This is a genomic window from Algoriphagus lacus, from assembly GCF_003583985.1.
In the GTDB taxonomy this organism is placed as follows: domain Bacteria; phylum Bacteroidota; class Bacteroidia; order Cytophagales; family Cyclobacteriaceae; genus Algoriphagus; species Algoriphagus lacus.
Window position 1 is genome coordinate 70,930 of the sequence record NZ_QXML01000012.1, and the last position, 15,197, is coordinate 86,126.

Genomic DNA, 15,197 nt, shown 5'->3' on the forward strand with positions numbered 1-15,197 from the left:
TTACATGAAGCTATCAGGGCTGGAGCCTTTGATTTTCACTCCGAACATCAACTTTGTGAATATCGGTGAGCGAACCAATATCACAGGTTCAAAGAAATTTGCCCGATTGATTCTCAACGGACAGTACGATGATGCGCTAGAAATCGCCTTGGATCAAGTGCGAGGCGGAGCTCAAGTGCTCGATGTCTGCATGGACGAAGGCATGCTCGATGGGGAATTTGCTATGGTCAAATTTCTGAATTTGATCGCTTCAGAACCTGAAATCAGCCGTATTCCGATCATGATTGACAGTTCCAAATGGAGCATCATTCTGGCAGGCCTGAAGTGTGTGCAGGGCAAAGGAATTGTCAACTCGATTTCTCTGAAAAACGGAGAAGAAGAATTTATCCACCAAGCCAAGACTGTCAAAAAGTTTGGTGCGGCGGTAGTGGTCATGGCTTTTGATGAAAAAGGTCAGGCAGATACCTATGAACGACGGATAGAAATCTGCGAACGCAGCTATCGGATTCTGGTAGATCGGGTGAAGTTCAATCCTCAAGACATAATTTTTGACCCGAATATTTTCCCCGTCGCAACGGGAATGGAAGAGCACCGAAAAAATGCATTAGATTTTTTCATGGCGACCAAATGGATCAAGTCCAATCTTCCCGGCGCGAAAGTCAGTGGGGGAGTAAGTAACGTATCCTTCTCATTTCGTGGAAACGATCGGGTTAGGGAGGCGATGCATGCTGCTTTTCTCTACCACGCAATTCATCACGGGATGGACATGGGGATTGTGAATCCCACCATGCTGGAAGTGTATGCCGATATACCCAAGGATCTGCTAGAACGGGTAGAGGATGTGCTTTTTGATCGCCGAGAGGACGCAACAGAGCGATTGCTAGACTTCGCAGAAACAGTAAAAGCTGCTGGAAAAAAAGAAGTGATCAATGAGGCTTGGAGATCCGATCCAGTAGCCAAGCGAATCGAACATGCCTTGGTGAAAGGGATTTTGGATTATATCATAGAAGATACCGAAGCAGCCCGATTAGAGCTAGTGAACCCACTGAAGGTGATTGAGGGGCCACTCATGGACGGGATGAATGTGGTAGGCGACCTTTTTGGAGAAGGTAAAATGTTCCTTCCTCAGGTGGTCAAATCCGCTAGGGTAATGAAAAAGGCGGTTGCCTATTTGGAGCCTTTTATGCCGCTACCGGAAGAAGGACAGGAAGCCTCTTCCTTGAAAAAGATTTTATTGGCCACCGTGAAAGGGGACGTTCACGATATTGGGAAAAATATCGTGGGGGTAGTTTTGGCTTGCAACAGCTATCAGATCATCGATTTGGGGGTGATGGTAGATGCCCAGAAAATCATTGATGAAGCCCTTAAAAACAAAGTGGACATCATTGGATTGAGCGGATTGATCACGCCTTCCTTGGACGAGATGGTCAACGTGGCTTCTGAAATGGAGCGTCAGGGGCTGAAAATCCCTTTGCTGATCGGAGGAGCGACTACTTCCCGAATCCACACCGCGGTGAAGATCGATCCAGTCTATTCGGGTACGGTCGTGCATGTGACCGATGCAAGTAAATCCGTGCCAATTGCAGGTGAGGCGATTTCGGAGGAGACCAAAGAAGCTTACCGCCTTCAACTTAAGGAAACGTATCGTCAATTGCGCGAAGAGCATGAAGCCAAACAGTCTCTCAAGCAATTGGTTTCTTATGAAGAAGCCAAAGCAAATCCTGTCGAGATTGACTGGAGTGCTTTTGAACCCGTGAAACCAAAAGTTCTTGGTAGAACGGTCTTGGAGAATTTGGATTTATCAATTTTGAGAAAATACATCGATTGGACGCCGTTTTTTAGTACATGGATGCTGAGTGGGAAATATCCAAAAATCCTGGAAGACCCCATCGTTGGTGAGGAAGCCAAGCGGCTTTTTGCCGACGCCCAGTCCATGTTGGATAGTTTGATTTCTGAAAAATGGCTTTCTGCCAAAGCAGTGTTTTCCCTCTTTCCTATTCAGCGGAAGGAGGATGATGCAATTGTCTTTGGACCAACTGGTGAACGGATTGCCACTTTTCACTTTTTACGCCAGCAGGGGAAAAAAGGAAAAGGAGTCCCCAATCGCTCTTTGGCGGACTACTTGCACCCTGTAAAGACGGATTATTTGGGTTGCTTTGCCGTGACTTCGGGTTTGGGAATGGAAACTAAATTAGCCGAATTCCAAGCTGCTGGGGATGATTACAACGACATCCTGTTCAAAGCTTTAGCAGACCGGCTTGCCGAAGCAGCTGCCGAATATGTTCACGAATTGGTGAGAAAAAATTATTGGGGCTACTCTACTGAAGAAAGTCTGGATAATGACTCCTTGATTCGTGAGGAATATCCGGGGATTCGACCAGCACCGGGTTATCCGGCTTGTCCGGAGCATTCCGAAAAGGAAACCATTGCCAAAATTTTGGATCTTGAAAATACTGTAGGAATCACCTTGACTTCCAGTTTTGCCATGTATCCTACCAGCTCGGTTTCCGGTTTTTACTTTGGAAACCCGGAAAGTAAATACTTCGGTTTGGGAAAAATCGCAGAAGACCAAGTTGGAAGCTACGCGATGAGAAAGGGAATTTCCATTGAACAAGCCGAACGACTGCTTTCTCCTAATTTGGCTTATACGCCTTCATCTACTCTTGCGAATACGACAATATGAAAATAACTGAGCACCTAAAAAACGCGAAATCCACGCTTTTTTCATTTGAAATTCTTCCTCCGTTGAAAGGACAAAGTCTGAAAGAACTTTTGGAGGGAATTTCGCCATTAATGGAATTCAAGCCTCCTTTTGTAGACGTGACTTACCATCGGGAGGAGTATATCTACAAGAAGCACCCAAACGGACTATTGGAAAAAGTGAGTACCAAAAAGCGTCCGGGCACGGTTGGCATTTGTGCAGCGATTATGAATCGATTCCATGTGGATGCAGTGCCTCATTTGCTTTGTGGAGGATTTTCCAAAGAGGAAACCGAAAACGCACTGATTGACCTAAATTTTATCGGAGTGGACAATGTACTTGCATTACGAGGTGATGCTCCAAAGACCGAGGGTCGATTTATTCCTGAGCCGGAAGGACACAGTTATGCCAGCGAACTCGTGGAGCAAATTGTCCGAATGAACAATGGACGGTATCTCCATGAGGAAACCGAAAACAGCTTTCATACCGACTTCTGTGTAGGAGTGGCAGGCTATCCGGAGAAGCACTTCGAAGCTCCAAGTATGAAATTTGACTTGAAATATTTGAAAGAAAAAGTGGATCGAGGCGCTGAATATATCGTGACTCAGATGTTTTTTGACAACCAGAAGTATTTTGATTACGTGGCAAAGGTCAGAGAGGCAGGAATTACAGTTCCGATTATTCCGGGGATTAAGCCCATCACCACGATTGGTCAGATTACGATGTTGCCAAGGACTTTTTTCTTGGACCTTCCGGATGCACTGACCGACGAACTTGAAAAGTGTAAAACCAACGCAGATGTCAAAGAAGTGGGAATTGCCTGGGCTATTCAGCAGTGCAAAGAGTTGATCGATGCCCAAGTGCCTTCTTTGCATTTCTACACGATGAGCAAGGCAGATACTACTTATAAGATTGCGAAAGAGGTATTTTGAAACCCTTTGAGGTATTCAATGCCTAGAAACTTTTAAGGGGTCAAACCTTTGGGGGTTAAAAAGCCTCAAAGGTTTGACCGTTCCTCCTAATCCCAAATCCATTTTTCCCGATTCTCCTTATCTTGGGACATGATTAAACTGATCGAATGTCCTCGGGATGCAATGCAGGGAATTCCCGATTTTATCGATACAGCTATTAAGGCAGCTTACCTCAATCAGTTGTTGGAAGTAGGCTTTGATACGATCGATTTTGGGAGTTTTGTCAGTCCTAAGGCCATTCCCCAAATGCGGGACACTGCAGAAGTTTTAGATTTACTGGATTTGCATCAGGCCAAGTCCAAGCTTTTGGCAATTGTCGCCAATATCCGTGGGGCTGAGGATGCACTGCATTTTGAAGAGATTGATTACTTGGGATTTCCTTTGTCTGTTTCCGAGACTTTTCAGCAAAGAAACACCAACGCCAGCATTGAGGAGGCAATGAAAACTGTGGAGGCGATTCAGAACCGTTGTGAATTAAAGGGCAAAAAGCAGGTGGTGTACCTCAGCATGGGCTTTGGTAATCCCTATGGAGATCCTTACTCTCCGGAATTAGTGGCGGAGTTTGTTGAAAAACTAGCAGAACTTCAAGTTGAGACTATTTCTTTATCCGATACTATCGGCGTGGCCACTCCAGAATTGATCACCACGTTGTTTGAAGTTCAAATTCAGGCCTTTCCTCAAATCGAGTTTGGAGCACATCTTCATAGTAGGCCAGAGTCGATTTCCGAAAAAGTGGTGGCAGGATTGAAAGGAGGGTGCAAGCGATTCGATGGAGCTTTAAAAGGTTTTGGAGGATGCCCAATGGCCAAGGATGAATTGGTTGGAAATATGGCTACTGAAGTAATGATTGAGACATTGGAAAATGAAGGTTATTCATTAGGATTGAAAAAATCAGAACTTGCTGAATCCCTCAAGCTTGCCCGATTTGTATTTAATTCCTAATTAATGGCTGAGCAAAAGATACAGGAGAAAGTCAAGTCCCTTCGCAGACTTAGGGCCCTTCATAAATGGTTCGGAATTCCTTTGATTGTTTTTTTCCTTTTGATTGGGATTACATCGATTCTTTTGGCTTGGAAGAAAAAAGCTGAGTTACTTCCACCCACCTTGGAAACAAAAATCGAACAGGGAGAATGGGTTTCTCCAGCCGAAATGGTGAGAATAGCCGAATCTGAAATGGCTAAAATCGGTGAGTCGACCGAAGTGGACCGAATTGATATTCGACCCGATAAAGGCGTGGCCAAGGTGACTTTTAAAACGCATTTTACCGAAGTTCAATTAGATGGATTATCCGGGGAAGTGTTGTCCATCGAAACCCGTCATTCGGATTGGATCGAAAAAGTCCATGACGGGAGCATTGTTGATTTTTACCTTCAGGGTGATGAGGCTGCCAAGTTGACTTATTCTACTTTGACTTCCTTGGGACTGATTTTGATGTGCGTCAGTGGGTTTTACCTTTGGTATTTTCCGAAGTTGATAAGAAGGCTGAAAGGGAAATAAGAAAGGGCCTAATCTGGTTGAAGGTTATACCATCAACTTAAACTTCTTTCCAGGAAGTGATTTTACAATCCCTTCAAACTCCAGAGACAGGAGCTTGGAAGAAAGCATTCCCAAAGGAATTTCTGTCTGGTAACTTATTTGATCGATTTCTGACTCTCCTTTTTCCAATAAAAGTTTTAGAATCAGGATTTCTTCCTCATCTCGATTGCTTAGATCAAGGGTTGGTTTTTTGGGCTTTTCTTCTCCCGGTTTGGTCCAAAAAAGTGCCTCAGCAATGTCTCCGGGCCCAGTGTAGATGGAAGCTTTCATCTTTTTGATCATCTGATTACAGCCTTCGGAAAAAGGAGATTGAAGATTGCCGGGAACGGCAAATACCTCTTTAATTGTAGCTGAAAGCTATTTCAGCTGTGATTAAAGCTCCGCCTTTTTCTGCCGCTTCCACAACAATCAAAGCGTCCGAAAGCCCGGCAATAATCCGATTTCGAGCAGGGAAATTTCCAGGCACCATCGTACTCCCAGGGGCATATTCGCTCATCAGGATTCCGTTTTCCTGAAGTTGTTCTGCAGTCTTTTTGTGTGCTGCAGGATAGATTTGGGACAAGGGTGATCCCATCACAGCGATAGTCGGCAAACCTACTTGCAAAGCTGCCCGGTGCGCTTCAATATCGATTCCATATGCCAAACCCGATGCGATTACCGGTTGGTAGGGAAGGAGGTCTTCTACAATTTTCCGAGTGATCGATTTGCCATACGGAGTCGCACTTCTGGTTCCCACGATCCCCACACTCCGTTCAAAATTCAAATCGCCTTTTCCCTGAGTGAAAAGGATCACAGGGCCATCCTCCAGGGATTTCAGTCTGGAAGGAAAACCAGGATCGGTTGATGTGAGAATTCGATATCCTTTTTTATCACAAAGTGCGATAAGTTCATCTGCATTTTTCAGATGGGACTCTGCCTGTTTTTGGATTTCGAGAAGCTTTTCTCCTACCCGGGGAATTTTGGATGCTTTGCCTTTGCTGAGATTGAAAAATGCTTTAGCCGAACCGCTATATGCTAGGATGGCTTTGAATACGCTAGGCCCTACTTTGGGCGCCTGAGAAAGGGCTAAATGATACCGGAGATTTTCAAGATCCGTGTCGGGCTTTGAGTTCATTCTTCAGATTGATTAAAAAGTCTTTGATTTCCTGAAGCTTTTGAACTGCTGCGACTTTGTCAAACCCTTGGTTTTTGCCTGAAGCAATGACTTCCTGTGCACCTTGAAGGGTGTATCCTTTTTCTTTCACCAAGTGGTATACGTACCGGATTTTCTGAATATCGTCCTTGGTGTAGCGTCTATTGCCTTTTTTATCTTTTTTAGGGCGGATGATATCAAACTCTCCTTCCCAATAGCGAATGAGTGAAGGTGCTACTTTGAACATCTCTGCTACTTCTCCTATGGAATGGTATTTCTTTTCTATTTCTCGCTCTTTGTACGGCACAGCAGAATTGGCTAAAAGACTAAGTTAAAAATTTGATCGGTGACTTCAAGAGATACTTTAGACTTGAGAGAAAAAAATCCTGATTTCAGCGGTTTAAGAGCTGAAGCATTTGTACTGCTGCAAGTCCGGCAGTTTCGGTCCGGAGGCGGCTTTTTCCCAATGAAACTGGAATAAAGCCTAATTCAAATGCTGATTGGATCTCTTTGGGGTCAAAGTCACCTTCGGGTCCGATGAGGATGAGGTACTTTCCGTTCGGTTTGGCCACATCAAAAAGATGATTTTTGTGTTCTTCGTCGACATAGGCGATGAATTTTTGGTATTGGTCAAAATCCTTGGATTTGAATAACTCGGATAATTTTCTGGACTGATGCAATTCCGGAATTCTGAATTTCAAACTTTGCTTGCAGGCAGAGATCACTTTTTTCTGAAGCCGATCGGTTTTCAAAAAGCTCCGCTCCGAATTCATAGTTTCCAACAAGGTTAGCTCATGAAATCCCAATTCGGTGATTTTCTCTATCAACCATTCCATGCGATCGGGACTCTTGGTGGGTGCGATTGCCAGGTGAATGTGAAACGATTCTTCAGGGATCTCAGCTGATTTCAGGATTTTTAAGCTGGTCTTTTTAGGGTTTGCCTCCAAAATTACGCAATCAAAAACCTGGCCTTTTCCATTCGTCAATCGGATTGGATCTCCCTGTTTTTTACGAAGCACCTTGACTAAGTGCTTTGATTCTTCCTCATCGAGGTAGGTAATTGGAGTATCTATCTTTTCCTGGAAAAAAAGCTGCATAAGTTTATGATGCGGTTAGGGCACAAAAAAAGCACATTTCCTGAAGAAATGTGCCTTAAACCAAATTAACCTATATCAATTAACCTTTGGAGATTTCCATGTTGACAGTCTTTCCTTTGATGGTATTGTTCTTCATCACTCGGATCACATGTTCTGCGTCTTTCTGAGGAACGTCCACGAAGGAGAAGTTGTCAAAAATGTCAATGCCTCCGATGCTTTTACCAGGAACACCTGTTTCGCCGGCAATGGCACCTACGATATCATTTGGACGGATTCTGTCTTTGTTGCCAAGATTCAGGAACAAACGAGTCATATTGGCATCGCGTGTTCTTTCTTCTCTAGGTGCTCTTCTTTCGAAGTCTCTTGGGCCACTTTCACTGCGGGCAGCAAATCTGTCTCCGCCTTCTCTTCTGTCACCGAATCTTTCTCTACGCTCTCCACGGCCTTCGAATCGACCACCGCTTTCTCTTTCGCCTCTTCCGAACCGGTCAGAACCGCTTCTCTCGCCACGTCCAAATCGATCAGAACTTCTCTCGCCTCGGCCGAAATCACGACCTCCGTCTCTTGACCCTTCTCTTCTAGCTCCGTAAACTTCGATACCGAAATCCTGCTCTTTCAATTCTTTCACGGTTTCACCCATGTTCATCTTGATCAAGCCGAGAGCAATTTGCTCCATGGTCAATCCTTCAGCAAGCATCTGTCCGATAGTCGCTTCAAAAAGCTGATTGTCTTCTTCGATAGCCAACACTCTATACACATCCTTCACCAATTGAGCTTTTTTCAGCTCAACCAATTCAGTTACAGAAGGAGGAGTCATTTTATTGATGGTCGCCTTGGTAAAACGCTCCAGATCTCTGAGTTTCATTGTTTCTCTGCGACCTGTGATGAACGTGATTGCAGTTCCAGACTTACCTGCACGACCTGTACGTCCAATTCGGTGTACGTAGTATTCTTCGTCCAATGGTAGGTCGTAGTTGAATACAGCCTCCACATTATCCACGTCAATACCACGGGCAGCCACGTCAGTCGCTACCAATACTGAACAAAGTCCTTTACGGAATTTGCCCATTACTTTATCTCGCTGAGCCTGAGAAAGGTCGCCGTGAAGCGCTTCTGCCAGGACGCCTCTTGCACCCAAAGCCTCAGTCACCTCGTCGGTCATTCTCTTGGTATTACAGAATACCACGCTCAAGGCGTAATTGTTGATGTTCATCAGACGGGTCATCAATTCCATCTTCAAAGAAGGTTTTACTTCGTAGTAAATCTGCTCGATTTTGGAAACAGTCAGCTCATTTTTAGCGACTTTGATGATTTCTGGGTTTTTCTGATACTTTCTGGTCAGATCCAAGATCGGCTTCGCCATGGTTGCGGAAAAGAAGACAGTCTGTCTTTCTTCAGGCATTTCCTGGAGAATCGCCTCGATATCGTCTCTGAAGCCCATGTCTAGCATTTCGTCAGCCTCATCCAAAACGATGATTCCAACATTGTCCAGCTTGAGTGTTCCTCTGCTCATGTGATCCTGCACACGTCCGGGAGTTCCTACCACGATCTGAACGCCTTTTTTCAAGACTCTGATCTGCTTGTCAATGGATTCTCCTCCGTAGATCGCTACAGAATTGATGTTTTTGTGATACTTCGAAAGTTTTTGGATTTCGCCTTCTACTTGTACAGCTAGCTCACGGGTAGGGCAAAGGATAATAGCCTGAGGCTTGTTGAAATCCGCATCGACCAGATCGATGATAGGAATTGCAAAAGCTGCTGTTTTACCGGTTCCGGTTTGAGCCTGACCGATTAGATCGCGACCTTCAAGTACGAAGGGAATGGCTTGTAATTGAATTGGGGAAGGGGTTGTATAACCCATCTCTTCCACTGCCCGCAAGATTTCTTCCGAAATCCCCAGGTCTGAGAATTTTACTGTGTTTTCCATGAATGTTTTCCTTACTTTTTCTTGCCATGTTATCCTAAATCCCAGACAAGCGACAGTAAGGATTCACGGCACGAAAAATAGCTACGTCAAAATTGACGATGCAAAAGTAAGATCAATAATTCGGAAATCCAACTCCAGTACTAAAGTTTTTAGAATAATCATTAAAAATGAGTGGCTTAAAGCAAAATATATTTGGTTTATTTGAGATTCGGGTATCAGAAATTTGATTTCAGAGTTTTAATAACCAACAAAAAGGTCCAAAAACGGAACAAAACAAAAATTGATTTTTTTAATCGTTTTCGTTACTGTTTACAAAAAAGCCCGATCAGAAGTAGCCTCTTTGGCCATCTTTTCAGCGAGATCTTTTCCCAAATATCGGTCGATAAGCCCGTGTCCTAAATAAAGGATCGGGGTCAATAGAATGGCTACAGAAAACTTATACACGTAATTGATCAACCCTACTGCAACTATCTGACTGAGGCTCCAATTGCCAAAAATGTAAAAGGCAATACCCAAAACCACAAAGGAGTCAATAAACTGGGAAACCAAGGTAGACCCTGTGGCACGAAGCCAAATCATTCGAGAACCTGTGACTGCTCTTAGTTTTTGAAACACATACACGTCAATCAATTGTCCTATAAGGAAGGCAGTCAACGAACCTAAAATGATTCCCAAACCTTGGCGGAAAATTGTATTGAACGCATAATTAATGTCAAATCCATCACCGGTTGGAGTCTGGGAATTGACGTCAAGCCAAAAGTCTGCCGGTACCAAAACTGTGACCAAGCTGATGATCAAAAATACATATGTGATTAACCCGGCTGTTATGAAACTAATCTTGCGAACACCTTTTTTCCCAAAATATTCATTGATTATATCCGTGGTAATGAAAACAACCGGCCAAATCACTGCACCTGCTGTCAGATTGAAGTCCAGAACATATTCTCCGAAAAAGGTCCAATTGACCGGTTCGAACCCCAAGGTTTTTTCTCCTGAAAAGATCTTTACGCCTATAATTTCAGCAAGAATTGCATTGGTCAAGAAGATTGATCCTAGTATGATGAACAGGTTCGTTTTGCGGCTATGTTGGATTTCATTCATTGGCTGGCAAAATAGGATAAGTTTTTCCTTCCTCGCTTAACTCTGAATTGGCGAAGACAGTTTTTGCTTCGAGGAGCATTTCTTCCAAGTGGATGTAACGAGAAGAAAAGTGACCTAAAAGTAGGTTTTTGGCCTTGACCAGGTTGGCCATTTCGGCTGCCTGTTTGGCTGTGCTGTGGTATGTGTCTGCAGCCCTGGCAGCATCTGCTTGCATGAAGGTAGATTCGTGATAAAGCAGGGTAGGTTTGCTCAGGTAGTGGACCAGATTTGGCTCAAATCGGGTATCTGAGCAAAAGGCGTAACTTCTTAACGGGGGGAGGGGATGGGTGTATTCCTGCAGCGAATACCGATTACCTTCCGAATCAGAATAATCCTTTCCTTGTCGTAGGCTTTGAATGGCTTCAAGAGGGATTTTTTTAGCCGTTAATTTTTCCTTGATCAGACTTCTCAATCCTTCTTTTTCACTGATCAAAAATCCGGTGGTCGGAAGCCGGTGCGTCAGCGGAAAACTGTGAACCGAAAATCTAGGATGATCCAATAAAAGGTTCAATCCATCCGGCTGGGTTTGGATAAAATTGAGCGGATAGGAAAGTTTCGTGTTACTCCAGCGAAACTGGGTGGTGATGATCTCATCAAGGCCTTTTGGACCGAAAATAGTCAAAGGTAAAGTTCGCTTGGAAAGTTGATAGCTGGACAATACTCCAATCAAACCCAGGTAGTGATCTCCGTGAAGGTGGGAAATGAAAATGTGGGAAATCCGGGATGATTTCACCTTGAATTTACGCATTTGAATCTGCGTGCCTTCGCCACAGTCTATCAATAAACACTCCTGCCCAAATCGAATGACTTGGGCAGTGTGATTTCTTCCATGAACTGGAATGGAAGAGGTATTTCCTAAAACCGTGACTTCGAAATCAGGAATCAAGCTTCCTCCGCGTCTTCGCCTCCGTCGATTTCATGCATGAAAATAGCCTCTCCAGCCTCTTCCAAGGTTTGAACAAGGTTTAGCTTTTTGTCGAGCATGGAGATTTTTAGAAGCTTCATAACGTGCTCCTGCACACCTGAAATGACAAAAATCCCTCCGTTTCGGCCAAATTCTCTGTCACCCACCAAGAGGGCACTCAATCCACTTGAATCCACATACTTCACCAGACTCATATCCAAGACGATGTTGGAATAGCCTTCCGCATGAATGGTCAATAATTCAGACTTTAATTTGGGAGCAAGCAGCGAGTCGATTTTTTCCTCAAGTGGTGCAAATACCACATACTGCTCTTTTTTATCGATTGTGTATTTCATCTGTTTTTAATTTTTTTTTGTGGTCTGTTAGAATCTCACATGGTCGGTTTTCATACCTCTGTTTGAAGTTTTGGCCATGCTGAATCTCATAGTTTTTAATGTTGGCTTTTAAAGACCCAAATGGGTCAAAATGGCTTTTTCAATTCTTGATTCGATGTGGGTTGTTTCGGCTCTCACGAACTTTTCCCCAGTGATGTTTTCAAACAGTTCAATATAGCGATCTGAGATGCTTTCTACAATTTCATCCGTCATTTCAGGTACTGTCTGACCTTCTTTTCCCTGAAATCCATTAGCAATTAGCCATTGACGGACAAATTCCTTTGATAATTGCTTCTGAGCTATGCCTTTTTCCTGATTTTCTTCATAGGCATCCGCATAGAAATATCGGGATGAATCCGGTGTGTGAATTTCGTCAATGAGTAAGATTTCGTCTCCGAATTTCCCAAATTCATACTTGGTGTCCACGAGAATCAGCCCTTTTTCTTTGGCCATTTCCTGACCTTTTTTGAAAAGAGCTCTTGTATATTTTTCCAAAATCAAATAATCTGCCTCACTAACAATTCCCTTGGCCAGAATATCCTCTCTTGAGATGTCCTCGTCGTGGCCTTCCGAAGCTTTGGTGGTAGGAGTGATGATTGGCTCCGGAAAAGGATCATTTTCTCTCAATCCTTCCGGCATTGGCACTCCACAGAGCATTCTTTTGCCGGCCTTGTATTCTCGTGCCGCATGTCCTGCTAAGTACCCCCTGATGACCATTTCCACTTTGAAGGGTTCGCAACGCTTTCCAATAGTCACATTCGGGTCAGGAGTTGAAGTCACCCAATTGGGGACGATAGCTGCTGTAGCCTTGAGGAATCCTGCTGCGATCTGATTTAGCACCTGGCCCTTGAAAGGAATCGGTCGGGGTAAAACCACATCGAATGCAGAAATCCGGTCAGAAGCTACCACCACCAGTTCCTTTTCGAAAATATAAACGTCTCGTACTTTTCCTTTGTAAAAACCTACTTGGCCGGGGAATTTGAAATGGGTTTCCTTAATGGCGTTGCTCATTTGAAAATCGTTTCGGCAAAAATAGAAAAATGGGATTCTACTGCCTTAGACTTCGGTTTTATTTATTGATTTTATTTCCGTTTTCCCAAAGTTGGGTTTCGGTCAGTTGTCCTGACTCATCAAAAAGCTCCCGCTTTCCATGAAGTCTGCCTTTGTTGTAATTCCTGATTTCCAGAAGGTTACCATTTTCCCGAAAAATCTTTACTTCACCTTCTTCCCGATCATTGACAAACCTCACCATTGACTCGAGCACCTTATTCGGGAAAAAGGTCTCTTCACTGATTTTCTCCCCGTTTTTGTCAAAGTTGATTCGCTGGCGGACAGTTCCGTTTGGGTGGAAATAGACTACAGGTTGATTTGGAATTCCCTTTTGGTAGACTGCTTTCATTCGTATACTACCATCCGAAAAGTACTCCATGAGTTCACCTTCGGGTAATCCGGATTTGTAGATTCCTCTTCGTTCCGGTTTTCCGTCAGGATAATTCAATTCGTACACCCCATTTAATTCACCTTCCTTGAATTCACGAACTGCTTTGACTTTTCCATCCGGGAAGTATTGAATCTCTTTGCCGTCCAAGACCCCGCGATTGTAAGATGCACTGAAGATCAATTGTCCGTTTTCGTCAAATTCCTCAAATGAACCGTGATATTGCCCTGCAAGAAAATTGATTCTGGTTTGTGGCTTTCCATTTGGGAAAAATGCCTCAGATATCCCGTCTGGCTTGTTGTTTTTGAAATTTGTTAGGTCCCGAATTTCTCCGTCCTCGTAATATGAGGTTACTTTTCCTTCAAGTTGATTGTTCATGAAGGTGGATTCCTGGCTCAATTTTCCTCCCGGAAAATAACTGAGGGCTTTGCCTTCGCGAAGGTTGTTTTTGAACTGAACAACTCGAAGCGTGTCTCCGGTGTCGGGATCCAAGTCGTAAAAAAAGCCATTCCGCTGGTCATTTTTAAGGTTTCCGATCAGGATCAGTTTCCCGTTTGGATCAAAAAGCCGGACTTCTCCCTCTGCTTTCCCGTTGATTTTGGTCAGAATTTCCTTAATGTGGAGGGAATCCTCATCGTAGTAAGTCCGAATGGTATCCTGGGCAAAACCCGGGGACTTTTGTCCCAAAACCAGCAGAATGGTTAAGCTAAGCAGCGCAATAGCGTTAGTCAAATTTTGCATTATAGTAAAATAAATACTGAGGTGAGTTGATCGGAAACCAAACTGCGGGACCAGTAACTTCCCGGAAAATTAACGGCAGCGGAATTCAATTTGACTATTTTTGGACAAAATTAATATTCTTGCCCCAAGGGTGTTGCCACTTACTTGGGCTAATTCCTTGATTATGAGAGTTACCTTGAGTTATTTATTCCTTGCTTTCGTTTTGTTTTCTTCTTGCTCTGAAAAGGAGAAAACCTATAAAACCTACGAAGGTGAAATCTTCGGAACTTATTACCGTATTCAGGTAGCGGATACTGGCAAAGACCTTCAGCCGGAGTTTGATTCGGTTTTTACTTTAATCAATTCCGCATCAAACTCCTATGTTCAGGAGTCAGAGGTTTCCGATTTCAATCGATTAGGCCAGTTACTTTCCCCATCCAATACTTTTAAAGAAATGATGGACTCAGCGGCCAAATTCCACCGATTGTCTGAAGGTTACTTTGAGCCCACCCTTTATCCATTGCTCAAATCCTGGGGATTTTCCTTTGAGCAAAAAGAACAAATGGACTCTGTAAAAGTGGCTGAATTGCTTGCTCTGGTGGGATTTGAACCCATGATCTCGGTTACGGATTCAGGATATTTTGCCACAAAACCCGGAGTGATGCTGGACATCACCGGGCTGGGAGAGGGGTATGCGATAGATAAATTGGTCGAGGTGGTGGAGAAGAATCAGATTGCTGATTACATGGTTGAGATTGGAGGGGAAATGAAAGCGAAGGGACTAAACTCAAGAGGAACAACCTGGTCCATCGGTATCGAAGATCCGGCCCAAGCTGAAATGGGAGTGACTAGCAGCATGCTGACCAAAGTCGATTTGGATAATCGAGCAATCAGCAGTTCAGGCAACTACCGTAAATTCTACATCGACGAGGCCGGAAACAGACGGCCGCATATTTTGGATCCATTGACTGGATTCCCGGTCAGCCATTCCATGGTTTCGGTTTCAGTCATTGCTTCTTCAGCTACCGAGGCTGATGCCTTGGCGACAGCTTTTATGGCTATGGGTCCGGAGAAAGCCAAAGCACTGGCAGAAAACCTTCCCGGAGTCGAGGCAATGTTTGTGATTGGAGGAAAAGAAAAGCTGGAAATGGAGTTTACTTCTGGATTTCCGAAGCCGGAGACCAGTGAACAGTAGGCAGTCTCAGTAGAAGTTCCAAATCTCAGAAAGTAGTCTCA

General features: G+C 44.0%; 15 protein-coding genes. 5 read left to right on the top strand and 10 right to left on the bottom strand.

What is annotated here, in order from left to right:
* Positions 1–4 precede the first annotated feature (4 nt).
* The 4 genes from metH to D0X99_RS18290 all read left to right on the top strand — a co-directional run bounded on the left by metH (position 5) and on the right by D0X99_RS18290 (position 5,169).
* Positions 5–2,683: a methionine synthase gene (metH, locus tag D0X99_RS18275; protein WP_233553757.1), complete on the top strand. Its 2,679-nt coding sequence runs from the start codon at positions 5–7 to the stop codon at positions 2,681–2,683.
* Positions 2,680–3,633 (top strand): methylenetetrahydrofolate reductase [NAD(P)H], encoded by a 954-nt coding sequence (gene metF, locus D0X99_RS18280; RefSeq protein WP_119479308.1) that lies wholly within the window; start codon positions 2,680–2,682, stop codon positions 3,631–3,633. The genes metH and metF overlap by 4 nt, the downstream gene beginning before the upstream one ends.
* Positions 3,634–3,762: 129 nt before the next feature.
* On the top strand, positions 3,763–4,614 hold the full coding sequence (locus D0X99_RS18285) for a hydroxymethylglutaryl-CoA lyase (RefSeq protein WP_119479309.1): 852 nt from the start codon (positions 3,763–3,765) through the stop codon (positions 4,612–4,614).
* Between the two features lie 3 nt (positions 4,615–4,617).
* On the top strand, positions 4,618–5,169 hold the full coding sequence (locus D0X99_RS18290; RefSeq protein ID WP_119479310.1) for a PepSY-associated TM helix domain-containing protein: 552 nt from the start codon (positions 4,618–4,620) through the stop codon (positions 5,167–5,169).
* A 24-nt stretch (positions 5,170–5,193) separates the two neighbouring features.
* Here the strand turns inward: D0X99_RS18290 and D0X99_RS20730 are convergent, their stop codons facing one another.
* The 10 genes from D0X99_RS20730 to D0X99_RS18340 all read right to left on the bottom strand — a co-directional run bounded on the left by D0X99_RS20730 (position 5,194) and on the right by D0X99_RS18340 (position 13,982).
* The gene (locus D0X99_RS20730; protein ID WP_317133434.1) at positions 5,194–5,478 is read right to left on the bottom strand and encodes a DprA-like winged helix domain-containing protein; all 285 of its coding nucleotides are present in this window, start codon (positions 5,476–5,478) and stop codon (positions 5,194–5,196) included.
* 70 nt (positions 5,479–5,548) lie between these two features.
* A complete protein-coding gene (dprA, locus tag D0X99_RS18295; protein ID WP_317133435.1) occupies positions 5,549–6,322 on the bottom strand; it encodes a DNA-processing protein DprA in 774 nt (257 codons plus the stop codon).
* Positions 6,294–6,647, bottom strand: coding sequence for a MerR family transcriptional regulator (locus tag D0X99_RS18300; RefSeq protein ID WP_119479311.1), 354 nt, complete (start codon positions 6,645–6,647; stop codon positions 6,294–6,296). Before D0X99_RS18300 ends, dprA begins: the two co-directional genes overlap by 29 nt.
* 85 nt (positions 6,648–6,732) lie before the next feature.
* Positions 6,733–7,437 (bottom strand): 16S rRNA (uracil(1498)-N(3))-methyltransferase, encoded by a 705-nt coding sequence (locus tag D0X99_RS18305; protein ID WP_119479312.1) that lies wholly within the window; start codon positions 7,435–7,437, stop codon positions 6,733–6,735.
* Between the two features lie 79 nt (positions 7,438–7,516).
* Complete coding sequence (locus tag D0X99_RS18310; RefSeq protein WP_119479313.1) at positions 7,517–9,364, bottom strand: DEAD/DEAH box helicase; 1,848 nt, start codon at positions 9,362–9,364, stop codon at positions 7,517–7,519.
* A gap of 309 nt (positions 9,365–9,673) precedes the next feature.
* Positions 9,674–10,465 (bottom strand): queuosine precursor transporter, encoded by a 792-nt coding sequence (locus D0X99_RS18320; RefSeq protein ID WP_119479315.1) that lies wholly within the window; start codon positions 10,463–10,465, stop codon positions 9,674–9,676.
* A complete protein-coding gene (locus D0X99_RS18325) occupies positions 10,458–11,390 on the bottom strand; it encodes a ribonuclease Z (RefSeq protein ID WP_119479316.1) in 933 nt (310 codons plus the stop codon). The genes D0X99_RS18320 and D0X99_RS18325 overlap by 8 nt, the downstream gene beginning before the upstream one ends.
* Positions 11,387–11,764: an STAS domain-containing protein gene (locus D0X99_RS18330; RefSeq protein ID WP_119479317.1), complete on the bottom strand. Its 378-nt coding sequence runs from the start codon at positions 11,762–11,764 to the stop codon at positions 11,387–11,389. Before D0X99_RS18330 ends, D0X99_RS18325 begins: the two co-directional genes overlap by 4 nt.
* A gap of 108 nt (positions 11,765–11,872) precedes the next feature.
* Complete coding sequence (locus tag D0X99_RS18335; protein ID WP_119479318.1) at positions 11,873–12,814, bottom strand: phosphoribosylaminoimidazolesuccinocarboxamide synthase; 942 nt, start codon at positions 12,812–12,814, stop codon at positions 11,873–11,875.
* Between the two features lie 58 nt (positions 12,815–12,872).
* A complete protein-coding gene (locus D0X99_RS18340) occupies positions 12,873–13,982 on the bottom strand; it encodes a toxin-antitoxin system YwqK family antitoxin (RefSeq protein ID WP_119479319.1) in 1,110 nt (369 codons plus the stop codon).
* 163 nt (positions 13,983–14,145) lie between these two features.
* Between D0X99_RS18340 and D0X99_RS18345 the strand changes: the two genes are divergently transcribed.
* The gene (locus D0X99_RS18345; RefSeq protein ID WP_147392264.1) at positions 14,146–15,156 is read left to right on the top strand and encodes an FAD:protein FMN transferase; all 1,011 of its coding nucleotides are present in this window, start codon (positions 14,146–14,148) and stop codon (positions 15,154–15,156) included.
* Positions 15,157–15,197: the final 41 nt, after the last annotated feature.